Annotated in this window: 15 protein-coding genes; 4 read left to right on the top strand and 11 right to left on the bottom strand. The window is 66.2% G+C overall.

The window, feature by feature from the left end; translation table 11 throughout:
- Window positions 1-11 precede the first annotated feature (11 nt).
- From QW887_RS16120 to QW887_RS16090, 7 genes are read right to left on the bottom strand one after another with little or no spacing between them, the layout of a single operon-like run.
- Window positions 12-902 carry a glyoxalase gene (locus tag QW887_RS16120; RefSeq protein ID WP_316175798.1) on the bottom strand — a complete coding sequence of 297 codons (891 nt, stop codon included), beginning with the start codon at window positions 900-902 and terminating at the stop codon, window positions 12-14.
- A gap of 26 nt (window positions 903-928) precedes the next feature.
- A complete protein-coding gene (locus QW887_RS16115; protein ID WP_316169677.1) occupies window positions 929-1,354 on the bottom strand; it encodes a DoxX family protein in 426 nt (141 codons plus the stop codon).
- 1 nt (window position 1,355) lies between these two features.
- Window positions 1,356-3,233, bottom strand: a complete 1,878-nt coding sequence (locus QW887_RS16110; protein ID WP_316169678.1) for an amidohydrolase — start codon at window positions 3,231-3,233, stop codon at window positions 1,356-1,358.
- Window positions 3,230-3,517, bottom strand: coding sequence for a XapX domain-containing protein (locus QW887_RS16105; RefSeq protein ID WP_315712754.1), 288 nt, complete (start codon window positions 3,515-3,517; stop codon window positions 3,230-3,232). Before QW887_RS16105 ends, QW887_RS16110 begins: the two co-directional genes overlap by 4 nt.
- A gap of 14 nt (window positions 3,518-3,531) precedes the next feature.
- Window positions 3,532-4,176 (bottom strand): hydrolase, encoded by a 645-nt coding sequence (locus QW887_RS16100; RefSeq protein WP_315828191.1) that lies wholly within the window; start codon window positions 4,174-4,176, stop codon window positions 3,532-3,534.
- Between the two features lie 27 nt (window positions 4,177-4,203).
- Window positions 4,204-4,716, bottom strand: a complete 513-nt coding sequence (locus QW887_RS16095) for a hypothetical protein (protein ID WP_315753202.1) — start codon at window positions 4,714-4,716, stop codon at window positions 4,204-4,206.
- Between the two features lie 15 nt (window positions 4,717-4,731).
- Window positions 4,732-5,556: an alpha/beta hydrolase gene (locus QW887_RS16090; protein WP_316169679.1), complete on the bottom strand. Its 825-nt coding sequence runs from the start codon at window positions 5,554-5,556 to the stop codon at window positions 4,732-4,734.
- A gap of 140 nt (window positions 5,557-5,696) precedes the next feature.
- Between QW887_RS16090 and QW887_RS16085 the strand changes: the two genes are divergently transcribed.
- Window positions 5,697-6,746 carry an AraC family transcriptional regulator gene (locus tag QW887_RS16085; RefSeq protein ID WP_315712759.1) on the top strand — a complete coding sequence of 350 codons (1,050 nt, stop codon included), beginning with the start codon at window positions 5,697-5,699 and terminating at the stop codon, window positions 6,744-6,746.
- A 33-nt stretch (window positions 6,747-6,779) separates the two neighbouring features.
- On the opposite strand, the gene QW887_RS16080 is transcribed toward QW887_RS16085, so the two are convergent.
- Window positions 6,780-7,235: an ester cyclase gene (locus QW887_RS16080; RefSeq protein ID WP_409977945.1), complete on the bottom strand. Its 456-nt coding sequence runs from the start codon at window positions 7,233-7,235 to the stop codon at window positions 6,780-6,782.
- A gap of 114 nt (window positions 7,236-7,349) precedes the next feature.
- Window positions 7,350-8,150 (bottom strand): bifunctional hydroxymethylpyrimidine kinase/phosphomethylpyrimidine kinase, encoded by an 801-nt coding sequence (gene thiD / locus QW887_RS16075; protein WP_315712760.1) that lies wholly within the window; start codon window positions 8,148-8,150, stop codon window positions 7,350-7,352.
- Between the two features lie 122 nt (window positions 8,151-8,272).
- On the opposite strand from thiD, the gene QW887_RS16070 reads away from it, so the two are divergent.
- Window positions 8,273-8,518, top strand: a complete 246-nt coding sequence (locus tag QW887_RS16070; protein ID WP_315712762.1) for an Lrp/AsnC ligand binding domain-containing protein — start codon at window positions 8,273-8,275, stop codon at window positions 8,516-8,518.
- 383 nt (window positions 8,519-8,901) lie between these two features.
- On the top strand, window positions 8,902-9,966 hold the full coding sequence (locus tag QW887_RS16065) for a helix-turn-helix domain-containing protein (protein ID WP_316175806.1): 1,065 nt from the start codon (window positions 8,902-8,904) through the stop codon (window positions 9,964-9,966).
- Here QW887_RS16065 and QW887_RS16060 read toward each other — a convergent pair.
- Window positions 9,920-12,442, bottom strand: a complete 2,523-nt coding sequence (locus QW887_RS16060; protein WP_315712764.1) for an EAL domain-containing protein — start codon at window positions 12,440-12,442, stop codon at window positions 9,920-9,922. The genes QW887_RS16065 and QW887_RS16060 overlap by 47 nt on opposite strands.
- 236 nt (window positions 12,443-12,678) lie before the next feature.
- Here QW887_RS16060 and QW887_RS16055 point away from each other — a divergent pair, with 236 nt between their 5' ends.
- Window positions 12,679-13,839 carry an ABC transporter substrate-binding protein gene (locus tag QW887_RS16055; protein WP_316175799.1) on the top strand — a complete coding sequence of 387 codons (1,161 nt, stop codon included), beginning with the start codon at window positions 12,679-12,681 and terminating at the stop codon, window positions 13,837-13,839.
- A 27-nt stretch (window positions 13,840-13,866) separates the two neighbouring features.
- Here the strand turns inward: QW887_RS16055 and QW887_RS16050 are convergent, their stop codons facing one another.
- Entirely contained in the window at window positions 13,867-14,787 is a 921-nt protein-coding gene (locus QW887_RS16050; protein ID WP_316175800.1) for a cytochrome c, read from the bottom strand.
- Window positions 14,788-14,823 lie beyond the last annotated feature (36 nt).

Here is a 14,823-nt window from a genome sequence, read left to right as displayed (position 1 = left end):
GTTGAGTGCGCCTACTTTACCAGCGCATGAATCTCCGCGACATAGCCGCCGGGAAACTGCACCACCGCCTGCTCGCGCCTGTCCGAGTTGAACGGCTCGACCAGCACGGTGGCGCCCGCTGCTTTTGCCTTGTCCAGGGTCGCCTTGAGATCAGTCACCTCGTAGCCGGTCGTCTCGCGTCCGAACGGATACGGCAGATGGCCGTCGGTGACGAGCACGGTCATGCGGCCGAACACCGACCCGATGCGGATGCGCCGATAGTGATCATTCGGGCGGCCGATCTCGACGCCGGGCGCCTTGGCATCGTCGGAGACAACCTTGCCCTTGGAGAAACGCAGGAAGGCGCGGGTGAAGGCCTCGGCGCGATCGGGCGAGACATAGACGCGGTTGTCCGGAACGGTGTCGAACGCCGGATAGGACGGCTTGGTCGTGTGCCAGTACAGCTGCATGTTGACGCCGCCCGGCCATTGGATCACGGCATCACGTCCGATCGGATCGGGGAATGGCGCGACCAGCACGTCGGCGCCGGCGGCCTTGGCCGCCTCGATCGCCGCGTCCAGATCGGTGACCAGATAGCCGGTGCGTTCGGCCCCGAACGGATACGGAATTCCGGTCTTGAAGCCGAACAGCGAGACCGTGCCGACTGGCGTCTGCAACAGCTGCGAGGTCGTGCTGCTCGGAGCAGGCGTCACCGTCGCAACCACCTGCTTGGTGCTCTGGCCGCCGAAGGTGGCGAGGAAGCTGGTGGCGAACTTCTCGACGTCGTCCGGCGCGACATAGACATGCGTGGTGTCGTATTGCGCGCCCACGCCGATCAGCGGCGCCGCGTCCTTGGCGAGAGCGGGCGCGGCGAGCAGCGTGGTGGCGATGACGGCGCCGAGCAGATGACAGGAACGGACCATGACGACCTCGAATGAGCAGATGTGGATCAAGCGCGGTGCGTGCGCCAGGAGATGATCGAGACGAGCACGAGGCCGGCGATCAGGCCGAGATGCTCGAAGAAGGCGTTCAGCGCCATGAACCGGTCATGGCCGGACATGTGCCAGAAATCGTTGGCGGCGAGCATCGCAACGAGCGTGAGCACACCGAGCGCGCCGGCGCCGAGCCAGACGAACCGGTTCGCGATGACGAGCACCGAGCCGATCAGCTCGACGGCGATCGCGGCCGCCGCCCACAGCGCCGCTGGCTGCAGGCCGAAATGCGCCTGCTCGGCAATCGCGCTTGGGAAGTCCATGAACTTCTGGATGCCGCCGATCAGATAGGCTGAAACCAGCGCGACCCGCGCCGCGTGCCACAGCCAGCGCCAGTCGAGCACCGCGGCGATCGGCCGTGGCGTGTCGGACATCCCCGCCATCTCAGACCGCCCAGCAGGCGCAGCCGAGCGCACCCCAGAAGCTCTTGAGATCGGAGACCGGCAGGCTGGAGGACCATGCCCGCGCGTGGTCATGGCCGTGCACGCCGCATGCGCTGGCGCAGCCGCACATCTGCATCGCCTGGGCGCGGATGCCGCCGTGATCGTCCTTCTCCAGCCAGGCGCCGTAGCCGCCGAAGCGGCGCACCGGCGACCACTCCGGCATGGCCGGCGGCGGAGCCGCGTCGTCCAGCGGCTTGAACGCGGCGGCGGCGTAGACGATGCGGCCACCCACCATGGTGAGGTCGCTGGTGATATCGGCGATCTCGGCCTCCGCACAGGAGAAGAAGTCGCGATCCGGCACGATCAAATCGGCGAACTGCCCGACCGCAATGCGGCCCTTCCTGCCTTCTTCGTTGGAGAACCAGGTGACGTTCTCGGTCCACATCCTGAGCGCGGTCTCGCGATCGAGGCAGTTGCGCTGCGGATACAGCCGCAGGCCACCGACGGTGCGGCCGGTCACCAGCCACGACAGCGACACCCAGGGGTTATAGGAAGCGACGCGGGTCGCGTCGGTGCCGGCGGAGACCTTGACGCCCTTGTCGAGGATCTTCTTCACCGGCGGCGTCGCCTCGGCCGCGCCGAAGCCGTAGCGCTCGACGAAGTACTCGCCCTGATAGGCCATGCGGTGCTGCACGGCGATGCCGCCGCCGAGCGCCGCGATGCGGTCGATCGATTGGTCCGAGATCGTTTCGGCATGGTCGAAGAACCAGTGCAGACCCTCGAGCGGCGTATCCTGGTTGACTTTCTCGAACACGTCGAGCGCGCGCGAGATGGTCTCGTCATAGGTCGCGTGCAGCCGCCACGGCCACTTGTTCTGGACCAGGATGCGCACGACCTCCTCGAGCTCGCCTTCCATCTCGGCCGGCATGTCCGGCCGCGGTACGCGAAAATCCTCGAAATCGGCGGCAGAGAACACCAGCATCTCGCCGGCGCCGTTGTGGCGGAAATAGTCGTTGCCCTGCTTGTAGGTCGAGCTCTGCGTCCAGCGCAGGAAGTCGTCTCTCTCGCCCTTTGGCTTCTGGGTAAACAGATTGTAGGCGAGTCGGATCGTGAGCTCGCCGTCATCGGCCAGCTTCTGGATCACGGCGTAGTCGTCCGGATAGTTCTGGAAGCCGCCGCCGGCATCGATCGCACCGGTGACGCCGAGCCGGTTCAGCTCGCGCATGAAGTGCCGCGTCGAGTTGAGCTGATAGTCGAACGGCAGCTTTGGACCCTTGGCCAGCGTCGCGTAGAGGATCGCGGCGTTCGGCTGGGCGAGCAGCAGGCCGGTCGGATTGCCCTGTGCGTCACGCGCGATCTCGCCGCCTGGCGGCTGCGGCGTATCCTTGTCGTAGCCGACGGCACGCAGCGCGGCGCCGTTCAGGATGGCGCGGTCGTACAGATGCAGCAGGAACACGGGCGTGTCGGGCGCGACGGCGTTGAGCTCGTCAATCGTCGGCAGGCGCTTTTCGGTGAACTGATGCTCGGTGAAGCCGCCGACCACGCGCACCCATTGCGGCGGCGGTGTGATGGCGACCTGGGCCTTGAGCATCGCCATCGCGTCCGCGAGCGAGCGCACGCCGTCCCAGCGCAGCTCCATGTTGAAGTTGAGCCCGCCGCGGATGATGTGCAGGTGATTGTCGATCAGCCCCGGCAGCACGCGACGGCCCTTGAGATCGATGATCTTCGTTCGGGGACCGGCGAGCTTCATCACGTCCTGCTCGTGGCCGACCGCGGTGAAGGCGCCGTCCTTGATCGCCACCGCGCTCGCCGTGGGATTGGACCGATCGAGCGTCGTGAACAGGCCGTGATGGAGGATGAGATCGGGGTAATCGCTCATGAGGCCTTCTCATTCTGCACAGTAGAATTGGTCGTCTCTGCCCGGCCGTGGTGGCCAGGCAGCAGGCCGAAGATGTGCGTGGCGCAGGCCGCCTTCTGCCACGCGGCAGCAAGCGTGGTCCCGTTCAGGAGCTGCTTGCCCACGGGGATCACCTGCTCTCCGACGAGGATGCCGAGCAGGCCGACCAGCGCCACCAATGGCGGCGCCGGCGAGCGGACCTGAAGCAGGCTGTAGATCACGCCGACCAGCAGCCCTGCCCCGAGCGAAAACAGATAGATCTTCATCGTTCGTCCCGGGACTACTTGGCCCCGCCCTCCGAGGCGTGCTCTCCAAGCGCCCATTTGGAGAAGCGGATCTGGATGCCGTAGGGCGAATGCGCCTTCAGGATCTCCATCATGCCGTCATAGGTCTCGGCACGCGCCCAGTCCTGCTGCAGCTCGAAGGCGAACTGGCACGAGGTGATCGGCACCGCGCCGGCCTGCACCGCGCGGTCCATCGCCCTGTTGTGCGCCTCGAGCGACAGGTCGCCGCAGGCATCGGCCGGGATGTAGATCTCATAGCCTTCGCGCAGCATGTCGAGCGTCGGGAACAGCACACAGGCCTCGGTCCAGAGTCCCGCGATGATGAACTTCTTGCGACCGGTGGCAGCGACCTGCTTGCGGAAGCCGGCATCGAGCCAGGAGTTCATCGCCGTGCGGTCGACGATGTCGTGCTCTGGAAACATCTCGGTCACCTCCGGCATGAAGGGACCGGAGAACGAGTCCTTGGCGACCGTGGTGAGCACGGTCGGAATCTTGAACAGCTTGGCCGCCTTGGCGACGATCTGGATGTTGTTGAACACGCCGAGGCGGTCATGAGACTGCACGCCCTGATACATCGCGGGCTGATAGTCGATCAGCGCCACGGCGCAGTTCTGCGGGGTCAGCATTTCGAGCTTGGACACGAGGTTCTCCTTGAAGGGTCGAATCGATCAGGTGAGAGAAGCTCGCGGCGCCAGCGTGGTTGGCGCGAAACGCCGCCACGAGAAGACACCGAAAGCAATGAACAGAGCGAGCGTGACGAGCTGAGCTGCGGCGAACGGCGGCTCGCTCTGCGTCGGCGCCAGGACATTGAGCACGCCGATCTTCTGGAACGACTGCACGATCGCGACGAAGACGTTGAGATAGAGCGAGAGCAGCGCGGTGACGACGTAGACCCGTCGCCACCATCCCGACAGCGCGAACGCATAGAGTGCGGCGCTGGCCGCAATCAACAGCGCGAGCAGGATGATGCCGATGATGCGCGGCGGGTCGAGACCGAACGGCGGCAGCGGAAAGCCGGTCACGCCGGTGAGGAAGGTCGTGACCAGGAACAGCGCCGCCCAGGCCGCCAGATGGCGGCCTGCCAGCATGCCGGCGAGCATGACGAGCCCGGTCGCGATTCCGATCAGGCTCAGCACCACGTGGATCTGAAGAAACAGGGCCGTCGGAATTCCCCAGGTCATGCAAGCCTCCTCTGATCAGCCCTTGATGAAGGTCAGCAGGTCGGCGTTGATGGTCTCCGCCTCCGTGGTCGGCATGCCGTGCGGAAAGCCCTTGTAGGTCTTCAGCACGCCGTTCTTCAGCAGCCTGGCCGACAGCGGCGCGGAATCCGCGTAAGGCACGATCTGGTCGTCCTCGCTGTGCATGACCAGCACCGGCAAGGTGATCTTCTTGAGATCCTCGGTGAAATCGGTCTGCGAGAAGGCGACGACGCCGTCGTAGTGCGCCTTGGCGCTGCCCATCATGCCCTGCCGCCACCAGTTCTGGATCACGGCCTCGGACGGCTTGGCGCCGGGCTTGTTGTAGCCGTAGAACGGCCCAGCGGCGACGTCGCGATAGAATTCCGCGCGGCGCGTGGCGACCTGGGTCTGAAAGTCGTCGAACACCGACTTCGGCAGCCCGCCCGGATTGGCCGCGGTCTGCAGCATCAGCGGCGGCACCGCGGCGATGATGGCAGCCTTGGCCGCGCGGCTCTCGCCATGGCGCGCGAGGTAATGCACCACCTCGCCGCCGCCCGTGGAATGGCCGACATGGATCGCGCGCTTGAGATCGAGATGCGCGGTCAAGGCCGCGAGATCGTCGGCATAGTGGTCCATGTCGTGACCGTCGGCGACCTGGGCCGAACGACCATGGCCGCGGCGATCATGGGCGATGACGCGAAAGCCGTGATTGAGGAAAAACAGCATCTGCGCATCCCAATCATCCGCTGACAGCGGCCAGCCATGGCTGAACACGATCGGCTGGCCGGAGCCCCAATCCTTGTAGTAAAGCTCTGTGCCGTCATTGGTTTTCAGAACGGGCATGATTTTCTCCTGCGCGCCAGCCATGCGGTCGCACCAACGAATTTCGTGTCGCGATCGCCAATACCCGGTGCTATGCAATCTCATGTGCATCTGCACAATGACCCGAGGAGGCCAAAGCACTGGCCCCAGAAGGCCAAGGGATGGCTCAGCAGATTCGAACCACATCGTCGTCCTGGATGCGCGGCGTCGCGACGACGCTGAACGAGCAAGGTCTGGATGCGGCTGCGCTGTTCGCCGACGTAGGCCTGTCGATCGACGATCTCGACGATTGCGATCGCCGCTGGCCGACCGAGGCGCTGAGCCGGTTGTGGGTGCTGGCGGCCGAGCGTTCGGGCAATCCGGACATCGGGCTGGCAAAGCTCGATGCGCCGCGACCTGACAACTATGGCGTCGCCGGCTATGCCATGATGTCGAGCCCCACGCTCCTCGCCGGGCTGACGCGACTGATCCGCTACATGTGCCTGGTGAGCGACGCGGTGACCATCACGCTCGAGCAGGGCAATGGCGGCCGTTGGGTGCGGACCGACGTGTTCGGCGGTGAATGCCCGATTCCGCGGCAGCGCTATGACTACGGCGTCGTCAATCTGCTCAATCTATGCCGGTGGATGCTGGATCGTCCGCTGACGCCGCTCGCCACGCGTTTCTCGCATGCGGTGCCGCTATCGATCGCGTGCTACAACAGGGCGTTCCAATCCCCACTCGAATTCGACGCGCCATTCAACGGCTTCCTGGTGTCGGATCAGGATCTCGCCTGCAAGCTGACGACCTCGGCGCCCGAGCTTTCGGCAATCCACGATCGGATCGCCGACGAGGCGCTGGAGCGTCTGGTCAAGGCCGACACTGCGTATCGCGCCCGCGCCGCGATCGTCAGGCTGCTGCCCGACGGCAGCCCGCTGCGCTCGGCCATCGCAGCCGAGCTGGGCTTGAGCGACCGAACCTTCCAGCGCCGGCTGGCGGACGAAGGCCTCTCCTTCAGCGATCTCGTCGACGATGTCAGGCGCGAGCTCGCCCAGCGCCATCTCGCCGATTTCCGCATGACGCTCACCGACATCGGCTATCTGCTCGGCTATGCCGACCAGAGCACCTTCTTCCGCGCATCCAATCGCTGGTTCGGCGAATCACCGGGCGAATACCGCTCGCGGCTGATGGAGGGCGTGCGGCGGGAAGTCGCTGTCGCGCGCGGACCATGATCCGCCGGCGGGAGACGGCTTCAGACGCGTTCTTCAGAACATCCCGTTGGGATTGGCCGACTGCTCGGGAACGGGCTGAACCGAATCCCAATGCTCCTCGATCTTGCCGTCCTTGAGACGGAAGATGTCGACGATGGCGTTGCCGCGCGTGCCGGGCTCGCGGACGGCGTGAACGCGCAGCACGACGAAGTCGCCGTCGACATGCACCTGCGTGATCCTGCTGTGCGACTGTGGAAATTTGGCCTTCAGAAATTCGATGAACTTGCGAAATCCCTCCGGGCCGTCCTCGGCATTCGGATTGTGCTGGATGTAGGTGCCGAGATATTTCGACGCCGCCTCGAAATCCTTGCGATTGAGGCCCTGCTCATAGAAGTCGAGCACGATCGCCTTGTTGCGCTCCTCCTGGGCCGAATAGGCCCGCTGAGCCAGCACCGGTGTTGCGACCGTGGCGAACAGCACCGCGGCCACCGCGGCGAAACGCGTCATCATTCCGTCATCTCCCCCGGGGCGCAGACATGATGCAGCCGTTGCCCACCCCAGCTATTTCGGCTGTCGCCAGCTAAGCGGACTTCCCACGGGAAGTGACCTCAAAGATGAGTGACCTCAATAATAGCGGTGGAGATGATGCACCGGGCCGTGGCCGCGTCCGACCGTGAAGCGATCGGCAGCCGCGATCGCGCCGGAGATGAAGGCCTTGGCGTTGCGTACGGCCGCCTCGAGGCTCTCCCCCTTCGCCAGCCCTGCGGCCACGGCCGACGACAGCGAACACCCCGTGCCGTGGGTGTTCGTCGTGTCGATGCGCGGCGACGGCAATGGGATGCTGGTTGCTGATGTGATCAGGTAATCGGTGCTGTCGGCGCCCTGCCCGTGGCCGCCCTTGATCAGCACGGCCGGACAGCCGAGCGCGAGCAGCCGGCGGCCTTGCGCGGCGATCGCCTCGTCCGAGGTCGCGACCGGCTCGTCGAGCAGCGCGGCCGCCTCGGGCAGGTTCGGCGTGATCAGCGACGCCCGCGGGATCAGCCCGCGGCGCAGCGCGTCGATCGCATCCTCCGGCAACAGCCGGGCGCCCGAGGTTGCGACCATCACCGGATCGAGCACCACGTGCCGCGGCCGCCAGCGCGCGAGGCTTGCCGCAATGGCGTCGGCAATCGGCGCCTGCGCCACCATGCCGATCTTGACCGCGCCGACCGCGAGGTCATCGAACACCGCATCGATCTGCGCGGCGACGAAATCGGGCGGCACCAGATGCACCCCGGTCACGCCCCTGGTGTTCTGGGCGGTCAGCGCCGTCAGCACCGAGGCGCCATAGACGCCGAGCGCCGCGAAGGTCTTGAGGTCGGCCTGGATACCGGCTCCCCCGGAGGAATCCGAACCGGCGATGGTAAGTGCGACGGGGGTGCTCATGCCCCCTTCCTAGCGCGGGCCGGCCGCGCCCGGCAAGCAGGCCGGCCCACCGGAGAAAGCGTATCGACTTCGTCGGAAAACGCTATATTGAGGCGAAAGATGCCTTCCGGAGACAGCCCGCAATGGTTCCCTTCTTCGTCCAGATCAAGTGCAAGCTTGGCCAGTCCTACACGGTCGCCAATGCGCTGGCGGAAGCCGAGATCGCCTCCGAGATCTACTCGACGGCGGGAAATTACGACCTGCTGGTGAAGTTCTACGTCGACAATGCCACCGACATCGGCCACTTCGTGAATGAGAAGGTCCAGATCCTGCCCGGCATTCAGGACACCCACACCATCATCACGTTCAAGGCCTTCGGCGCCACCTGACGAGGCGCGCTTTCTCACCCGGCGCGGCCTGCCCGTCGGGCGCCTGCCTCAACACCTGCCTCACGACAAAGGCGCCCGTCGTGACCGACGGGCGCCGAGGTCCTGAAAATGAGTCAAGCATGGTTTCGTCATGAAAGACGGTGGCGGCCGGAGACCGTTGTCCGCCAATTCGCACCAGTGGGCCGGAAAGCCGGACCTTTCGATCGTGAGGGGCAATGGGGGGACCGTCGAACGGCCCGGCTTTCCCTTCGGCAACTTGGCGACAGGCGTTCTATAGCGGGTACGCGGAGCACCGGGTCAAGGCGGGCGGCCGATCCGATACGGTCGATCAAGAAGTTGAGACGAAAACTCAAGAATGACTGCGGCGCCGCGTGAAGAGTGAGATCAAAGCCGTTTCGTCCCTGCTGCCGAGCTACGGCTTTTGCGCCGAGCAGATGGACACCGAGGCGAACATTGCGGCGTGGCGCGAGGCCACGTCGACGTTCTTCGAGGTCGACCAGCTCGCGGCCGGCGAGGCCGCTCCGTTCAGAGCGGACGTGCTGTCCTATGCGCTGGGCTCCGTGCTGCTGGGATCGGCCCGTGCGAGCGGCCAGCGGTTCCGGCGATCGGCCGAAACCGTCGCCCGCAGCGGCGTGGATCACATCATCCTGCAGCTCTACGTGAACGGCAGCTATGAGGGCGTCGCGGGCGCCTCGCCGATCCGGGTCGAGGCCGGCGACCTCTGCGTGCTCGATCTCGCCCAGACACTCGAAACGCGCGCGACACCGTTCGAGAACGTCACGTTGGTGGTGCCGCGTCCGATGTTCGATGCGCGCCTGCTGCAGGTCGACGACCTGCACGGCCTGGTGCTGCCGCGCAGCGGCGCGCTGGCGCCGCTGTTGGCGCGGCATTTCGGCGCGCTGCTCGACTGTGCACCGCGCATGAGTTTCGACGAGTGCCAGGCCGCGGTCGAGGGCACGATCGCGCTGATCTCGGCGTGCCTGCGCGGCGAGCTCGAACGCCGCGATGCCGACCGCAGCGTGACGCCGGACGCCTCGCTGCTCCGCGTCCGCCAATATATCGAAGCGCGGCTGTCGAGCCCTGAACTCAGCGCCGACGCGGTGGCGCTGCATTTCGGGATGTCTCGCGCGTCGCTCTATCGCCTGTTCGCGCCGATCGGCGGCATCGCCGACTACATCCGCAGCCGCCGCCTGCACCGCGCATTCTTCGATCTCGCCGGGACGGGATCGCGGACGCAGCGCATCAGCGAGGTCGCGCGGCGCTGGCAGCTCGGGACCGATGCGCATTTCACGCGGCTGTTCAAGGCCGCCTACGGCATCACGCCGAGCGCCGCGCGCGAGGCCGCCATGCTGGGCTCGCCACGCCTGCCGGTCGACGCGGACGCCGAAACCGCCTCGACGCTCAGCCGTTGGATGCGAGGGATAGCAGCGCCCCGGACCGGGGAATGAGCGCGACGACGGCCGCCGAGTGCGGGTCGTCGTCCTCGGATGCGTCGTCCTCAGATGCGTCTTCGGCCGGCTGCGGCTCGTCGGCATCGGACGCAGCGCGCGCGATCTCCAGATGCTGCTCGAGCTGCTCGACCGGCATCGGCCGGCCCAGCAGATAGCCCTGCGCAAAGTTGACGCCGAGCGCGCGAAGTTGCACCAGCTGCTCTTCGGTCTCGACGCCTTCGGCGGTGATCTGGATGCCAAGCCCCCGCGCCAGCGTCACGACCGAGGAGATGACGGCGGCACTTTCGTCGCGCACGCTCAGATTGGCGACGAAGGACTTGTCGATCTTGATCTTGTTGAACGGGAACGCCGTCAGCGAACGCAGCGACGAATAGCCGGTGCCGAAATCGTCGAGCGCCAGCGAGATGCCGAGGCCCTTCAGCCGGTCGATGAAGCTCTCGTTCTCGGCCGCGCGCTCCAGCAGCACCGACTCCGTGATCTCGATCTCGAGACGCTTCGGATCGAGGCCGGACCTCGCGAGCGCCGACTGGATGACGTCGAACAGTTCGGCCTGCTTGAACTGGACGGGCGACAGATTGACGGCGATCTTGACGTCGTCCGGCCATGCGGTGGCGTCGTCGCAGGCGCGCCCGATGATCCATTCGCCGAGCGGCACGATCAGGCCGGTCGACTCCGCAAGCGGGATGAACTTGTCCGGCGGCACCAGCCCCTTGACCGGATGACGCCAGCGCACCAGCGCCTCGACGCCGCGGCGCTCGCGTGTCTCGGCGTCGTAGAACGGCTGATAGTGCACCTCGAACTGGCACTGCGCGATGGCGTCGCGCAGATCACCCTCGAGCGTGTTGCGCGCCTCGAGCTCGGCCGACATCGCATCGTCATAGAGCGTGTAGCAGCTGCGGCCGGCGGATTTCGAGCGATAGAGCGCGAGGTCGGCCTTCTTGAGCAGGTGCTCCTGGTCGCGGCCGTGCTGGGGCGCGAGCGAGATGCCGATGCTGGTGCCGATCTCGACCCGTTGCCCGCCGAGCTGGAACGGCTCGGCGATCAGCTTGGTGATGCGCTGCGCAAGCTCGATCGCGGCGGCGCGCTGGTCGGCGGATCCGGCCTGGATCAGGGCGAACTCGTCGCCGCCGAGCCGGGCCAGCACGTCCTCGTCGCGCAGCTGCGATCTCAGCCGCTGAGCGACCTGCACCAGCAGTTCGTCGCCGGCGCCATGGCCGAGCGAGTCGTTGACGTTCTTGAAGCGGTCGAGGTCGAGCAGGAAGACGGTGAAGCGGCCGCTCTTCTCGTCGTTGATGCGCTCCATTTCCTCGAGGAAGAAGGCGCGGTTCGCAAGGCCCGTCAGCGCGTCGGTCTGCGCCAGCTCGAGCACGCGGCGATTGGCGAGCGCGAGCTGCAGGGCGTTGCGGCTCGACAGCGCGAGATACACGGCGAGGAAGATCGTCGTCGCCATGCCGGCCGCATACAGCGCCAGCGCGCGGTTGTGGCTCGCCATCAGGCTGCCACCGGCGGGCGCCGCCTGGAACACCCAGTCGGCATCGCCGATGCGCAAGGTCGTCGACCAGATGCTGGGGTCCGCGGGCCAGCGCTGCGGGTCCACGCCGGAGGCGTTGATCACGCGCTCGGGCGGCAGAAGGTTGATCGCGAGCGCCGGGCTGTTGGGATTGTTCGCGCGCACCGACTGCAACAGCGTCGGCAGGTCGAACACGCCGATGATGAAGCCGCTGAGATTGCGGCGGCGGTCGGCGACCGTCGTGCGCGACGTCCCCTTGGCGTAGACGGGGATGCCGATCATCACGGCGTTGTTGCGCTCGTTCTGATTGATCAGGTTCTGACGCGTGCGCAATGCGCCGATCACGTCGTAGTCGCGCGACTGCTCCAGCACGGCGCGATGGTCGGGAATGCTCCAATAATCGAGACCGTAGACCGGCGAGGTCTTCGCCTCGGTGGAGAAGTAGACCGGATAATATTCGTCGCTCTCCGGCGCGACCGTGCCGTCGGGATAGGACTTGATGCGAAAGGCGGGAACGCCATCGGTGATCGCCGCCGCCTCGTATTCGCCGCGCTCCTTGCGCTTGATCCGCGGCAGCCACGCCAAGCGCAGCATGCCGCGATGCGCCTCGAACAGGCGCGCGCTGAAGGTCTGGTACTCGCTGCGGGTGATGTCGTCGTTGGCGGATTCGAAGCGGGTGCGCAGCGCGGTCAGCCGGCTGACATATTCGTTGACACCGTTCTGGACCAGGATCGCCTGAGCTTCGGCCACGCCTTCGAAATCTGTCCGCGCCAGCCGGTTTTCCCAGCGTCCCACGGCAACCGTCCCGACGACCGACAGCACGACGCCGACGCATGCCGCGATGATCGCAGGGCGATAAAGCCGGTATCGCGATAGCGACGCGCGCAGCCTCTCGCGCCCGCTACCGCTGCGAGCATCATCCTTTTCCTGCAGCGTCGGTGCGCTGTACTCTTCAACCTGCAATATGGCCCCCGCCAAACGGCTGCCCCTCACCACGATGCGGCCGATGCTGGCCGCGGTAAGTTAAGGACGGTCAAAGATGATCCGTCGTGGCGTACCAGAAACCGGGCTTGGTTAACGGCTGACTGTTGAGGGCCGCCCAAAACGCGATCAAGCGCGGGCCACGTCTTTAGCGAGGTCTTCATTCAACACGCCTAGACTGAGTTGTCATCAAGCGTACTCGTGCATCGAAGATCGCAATGAACTGGTTTTCAAGCCTTCGGATCTCCATCGTTCTCGCCCTGATCGCCGGCGTGCTCCCGCCCGGGTCTGCGCGCGCCGACGAGCTCGGCGTCACCAACGACTCCATCATGTTCGGCCAGGTGGCGGCGCTGGAGGGCCCGTCGGCCGCGCTGGGCCAGGCGGCGCGCCAGGGACTGCTGGCGGCCTTCAACGAGCTCAACGCCAAGGGCGGTGTCTACGGCCGCAGGCTCAAGCTGGCGAGCCGCAATGACGGCTACGACCCCGATCGTTCGGTGGTCGAGACCATCAAGCTGATCTACGAGGACAAGGTGTTCGCGCTGATCGGCGCCGTCGGCACCCCGACCGCGATGGCCACCGCACCGATCGCGGCGTCGAACGATGTCCCCTTCATCGGGCCGATCTCGGGCGCCGAATTCCTGCGCGCGCCCGAATTCCAGAACGTCGTGAACATCCGCGCGAGCTACGCGGCCGAGGCCGAAGCCACGATCAAGTATCTCACCGAAGAGCTTCACCTCACCCGCATCGCCATTTTTTATCAGGATGACTCGTTCGGCCGCGACGTGCTGGCCGGCGTGAAGACGCATCTCGATCGCCGCGGCCTCGAGCTCGCGGCCGAAGGCACGTTCGAGCGCAACACGCGCGCGGTCGGCGCGGCGCTCAAGGTCATCCGGCGCGCGGAGCCGGAAGCGGTGATCCTGGTGGGCACCTACGGCCCGTGCGCCGAGTTCATCAAGATGGCGCATCGCAGCGGCTTCAACCCGACGTTCTCGGCGGTGTCCTTTGTCGGCGGCAATGCCCTTGCAAAGGAGCTCGGTCCGGAGGGACGCGGCGTCATCGTCTCCGAGGTGGTCCCGTTTCCCTGGGACACCGACCTCCGCGTCGTCGCCGACTACCAGGCCGCAATGAAGACGCTCGATCCGAGCCAGACGCCGGATTTCATCGGGCTCGAGGGCTACATCACCGGCCGCCTGGTGGCCCGCGCCCTGGCGATGACCGGGCCGAACCCGACCCGCGCCGAGCTGCTCCGCATCATCAACGAGGTCGGCCAGTTCGACATCGGCGGACTGGTGGTCAGCTTCGGCAACGCGCGCAAGGAGAATCCACCGCCGGTGTCGCTGACGGTGATCCAGAGCGACGGCAGCTTCAAGCCGATCTGACCTGCGTGCGCGCGCTCGCCGAACTGATCAGCTTGCCGGCTTCTTCGGCTTCGGCGGGCCTTCCACCGGCGGCAGCGATTTCAGATAGACCGCCATCGCCTTGCGATCCTCGGGCGTGAGCTGCGAGGTGTTGCGGATCACCCGCGCCATCGAGCCGCCGGCGCTGTCGCCGTCGGGCAGCTGTCCGGTCTCGAGGAAATAGCTGATGTCGCTCTCACTCCAGTCCGCCAGGCCCTTCTGGGTGATGTTCGGCACGAAGCCCTGACCTTCCGGATCCGGCCCGCCCGCCAGACGCTGCGCCGAAACGATGCCGCCGAGCGCGTTGCGCGGGCTGTGGCACTCGGCGCAATGGCCGAGCGTTTTGACCAGATAGGCGCCGCGATTCCACTCCGGCGGGCGCGAGGCGTTGGCGGCAAACGGCCTGTCGTCGAAGAACAGCAGCTTCCAGACCCCGACGGTGCGACGGATGTTGAACGGGAATGGCGTGTCGTGCGCGCGCGAGGCGCCGGCGACCGGCGGCAGCGTCTTCATGTAGGCGAAGAGATCGCGGACGTCGTCGATCTTCGCCGCCGCGTAGGAGGGATAGGGAAATGCCGGGTAGTAGTGGCTGCCGTCCGGCGACACGCCCCTCACCACCGCATTGACGAACTCGGCCTCGCTCCAGCGCCCGATACCGTCAGTGGGATCGGGCGAGATGTTGGGCGCATAGAACGTGCCGAACGGCGAGCTCAGCGGCAGACCGCCGCCGAGCTTCAGTCGATCCGGCTGGTTCGGCACCGCGTGACAGGACGCGCAGCCACCGATGTTGAACATCTCCTGCCCGTTGGCGAGATCCGGCGCGCGCGTCGCCGCTGCGAGCGTGATCGCCGACGGCTGGGTCAGCCACCAGAACACCGCCAGGCCGGCGGCGCCGAGCACGCAGAGAGCAAGCAGGAGGCGGCGTAGCATGGTGGCTCCGTCACAGCAGGAGGATATCGTCGGCCC

It is taken from the genome of Bradyrhizobium sp. SZCCHNRI3052 (assembly GCF_032484895.1).
Taxonomy (GTDB): Bacteria; Pseudomonadota; Alphaproteobacteria; order Rhizobiales; family Xanthobacteraceae; genus Bradyrhizobium.
Note: the sequence above shows the minus strand (reverse complement) of the source record. Positions and strands in the feature narration are given on the sequence as shown.